This window comes from Neobacillus drentensis NBRC 102427 (assembly GCF_001591445.1).
Lineage (GTDB): Bacteria > Bacillota > Bacilli > Bacillales > Cytobacillaceae > Neobacillus > Neobacillus drentensis.
Genome location: NZ_BCUX01000117.1, coordinates 1 through 2,883 on the forward strand (window position 1 = coordinate 1; position 2,883 = coordinate 2,883).

Sequence of the window (2,883 nt, forward strand, 5' to 3'; positions counted from 1 at the left end):
AACTAACCGGAAAATCTCCGCTTATTTTTCCTTGCTGGGTACTTTAAGGACAGGACTTCTTATTCTGTTTACCAGGGCATACTTCATAGCTATGACAGGGATAAGATGTATATTCTTATTCCGAAGATGGAGCATTCTCATATGCCAACGCACACAATAGATACAAGCAGTGATAGCAGACAGTTTTTCCCTTTCTTCGGACCATTTGGGTTATTTGGGTTCCCTTTCTTTGGGATAAGAAGATTTGGGCCATTTTTCCCATTCTTTATTTAAAAATCAATACAAAAAAGGCTTGTAGTGGATATGTACCTACAGGCCTTTTCTATGTTCGGGCGGGCACACTTCCGGTCTGGGGAACACGAACTTCATACAAGGCTAGGTATCATTCGATAAGTAAGTTCTTAAACTCGTTATGAACCTATGCGTAATTATCGTTATTTTATATAAATTTTCATTCGCATATCCTTACATAATAAATTTAGAAATGTTCTGTATGAACGCCCAACAGTATTGATTTGAAATGGTGATCATGGAATAGAGAAAAATTAAAGTCACCCATAAGGGATAGGATAAAAATTATATATATTAAATTCCATGTTTGTCCATTTCTTATTATGCTTGTTTAACATATTTTATATTAAATTTCAAAATCTACGTTTAATTGGAGGCTCTTATGTCTAATCAAATTAATATTTTCAACCTGCACGTAAACGGGATGGCACAAAATGCAAGCATTAATATAGGAAGAACCTTACACAATAGCCATACTGCAAACTTAAAATTATTTGGTGCTAACTTTTCAATGGGAGATTTTTCACCTGCAAATTCCCTGATTATTACGGTGATTCAAGATTCCGATAAAAGTGATCAAGGTCAAAACGAAAATCCATCTTCATCAGACAAAAGCCAATGATGATTCCTCTATTCGCCGTATACGGAACCATATCTGTACGGCGGTCTGAGAGGACAGGGGTGGAGTTTCTAAAAAACTATTTAGTACATAAAAATACTCTGTAGTCCAAAGTTCCCTGATATTTTACCATTATATTAAAATGCTGTTGCATGATTTCATATAATTCAGGTTCAATATACTCTGAGTACTGGAATTCAGGCATTGAATGGTTTTGAAGGATAGATGGTTTTCTCATAAAAGTTTTTATATTTTTAAAACCAGCCTGTTGAAATAAGGTTATCCAATCGTTTTCCGTGAGGATAGAATCTAACCCATAAAATTGTTTAATTTCCTCTTCGGAATTCCCCTTAAGCCTCCCATTAGCGGTAAGTTCATTTGCAATAAACCGGCCATCATGCTTTAATAATCGAAATATTTCCTTAAGTGCTCTAGGCTTGTTGACAAAAGAAAGAACAGATTCGGAAATAATAAAGTCATATTGGCTGTCTATTAACGGACATTTTTCTATTGAGCCCTGAATAATGTCCACCGGTAATTGGTATTTTGTCATTCTATTTTTTGCTTTTTCTATCATTATAGGGTTGATATCCAGCCCTGTTACTTTTGCACCATAACGGGCTGCTAAATAGGCAGCTGTTTGACCGGTACCACAACCCACATCTAAAATTCGAGAAGATTTGTTAATCTTTTCATTCTCGAATATTTCCTTTGTTAGTTTAATACCACCAGGATGTGCACCACTAACACCAAATTTTGACAAAAAGTCTAAATATATTGAGGCCCCAATGACAACCACCTTCTCCATTTATCTTATTTGTATAATATGATTATAAAAATAAGATGGTTCCTTTAAAGTACAGATCCGTATCCAGAAACCTGCTCCTTTCAAAGTTACGATGAACCATACCACAAGTAAGTTAGGTTTTGACTTAGATGTAAAGGGCTATTCCAAAAGTCACTGAATTTTGGGGAAGCTCTATCTGTTTATAAACATTAAAGGTACTGGTTTTTAAAGTTGGATAGTATATGACCATACTTAAACTGTTAGTTCTGCTCACTCCTTTAATCGTTCTGTACAATATAACGTCCGTAATGTACAATTATAAAGTAAATGCGTTATAGTGTCTGTTTTGGACATTATAACATATAAAACTGAAGGGAGTTCACTATGTCATTATTATCGTTTTTGCTCTATGTTTTTGTTACCACTTTTACTCCTGGTCCTAATAACATTATGGCAATGTTAATTGCAAACCAATATGGTTTGAAAAGAACAGTTAAGTTTTGTTTTGGAGTAGGTGCTGGATTTTTTGTAATCATGATATTATGCAGCTACTTTAATCTTTTACTAAAAAGTTTTATTCCCAAGATTGAACTCATAATGACCATAATAGGTTCTTTCTATATGTTGTATTTGGCATATAAAATTATAAAGAGTAAACCTAATGACAAAGAGAGTAATGAGGATAAGAATACCACTTTTTTTGCTGGTATGGTCTTACAGTTTGTTAATGTGAAAGTTATTTTATATGGCATAACAGCAATATCAACATTCGTCATTCCATTTTACACATCAAATTTTAGCTTGATTATGATTTCATTATTTCTAGCTTTTGCTGGTTTTGTGAGTACTGTGTGTTGGGGAGGTTTTGGTTCAATTTTCCAAAAATTCTTATCAACTTATAGAAGTCAATTTAATGTAATTATGGCTTTGTTATTGGTATATAGTGCAGTTACAATTCTTATAAAATAAAATGAATAATTGCACTAACGTGTGTGTCTCTACGATAAGTGGAGGATTTTAGGATCAGTCCCCCGCTGCGTTAAAGTGATATCAAGGCTGGGGACTGACCCAATGTATTAATAAGCGGAGAAATTCCTCTTAATTAGAAAATAGCACTGAAAATAGCCTAAATAGACGGAGGAATTCCGACTATTAGTTCAAAAAACATGAAAGTGGGTAATTTTGC

At 33.9% G+C, this 2,883-nt stretch carries 3 protein-coding genes; 2 read left to right on the top strand and 1 reads right to left on the bottom strand.

Annotated elements, in window-relative coordinates:
- Window positions 1–673 precede the first annotated feature (673 nt).
- Window positions 674–913, top strand: a complete 240-nt coding sequence (locus BDR01S_RS24350) for a spore germination protein (RefSeq protein ID WP_066250240.1) — start codon at window positions 674–676, stop codon at window positions 911–913.
- Window positions 914–989: 76 nt separating this feature from the next.
- Here the strand turns inward: BDR01S_RS24350 and BDR01S_RS24355 are convergent, their stop codons facing one another.
- Window positions 990–1,673, bottom strand: coding sequence for a class I SAM-dependent methyltransferase (locus tag BDR01S_RS24355; RefSeq protein ID WP_235846654.1), 684 nt, complete (start codon window positions 1,671–1,673; stop codon window positions 990–992).
- Window positions 1,674–2,081: 408 nt separating this feature from the next.
- Between BDR01S_RS24355 and BDR01S_RS24360 the strand changes: the two genes are divergently transcribed.
- Window positions 2,082–2,666, top strand: coding sequence for a LysE family transporter (locus BDR01S_RS24360; protein WP_066250242.1), 585 nt, complete (start codon window positions 2,082–2,084; stop codon window positions 2,664–2,666).
- The last annotated feature ends 217 nt before the right edge of the window (window positions 2,667–2,883 follow it).

Bases quoted from the DNA above. Each gene is read 5' to 3' on its own strand.
- BDR01S_RS24350 (WP_066250240.1), top strand. From the start codon at position 674: ATGTCTAATCAAATTAATATTTTCAACCTGCACGTAAACGGGATGGCA.
- BDR01S_RS24360 (WP_066250242.1), top strand. From the start codon at position 2,082: ATGTCATTATTATCGTTTTTGCTCTATGTTTTTGTTACCACTTTTACT.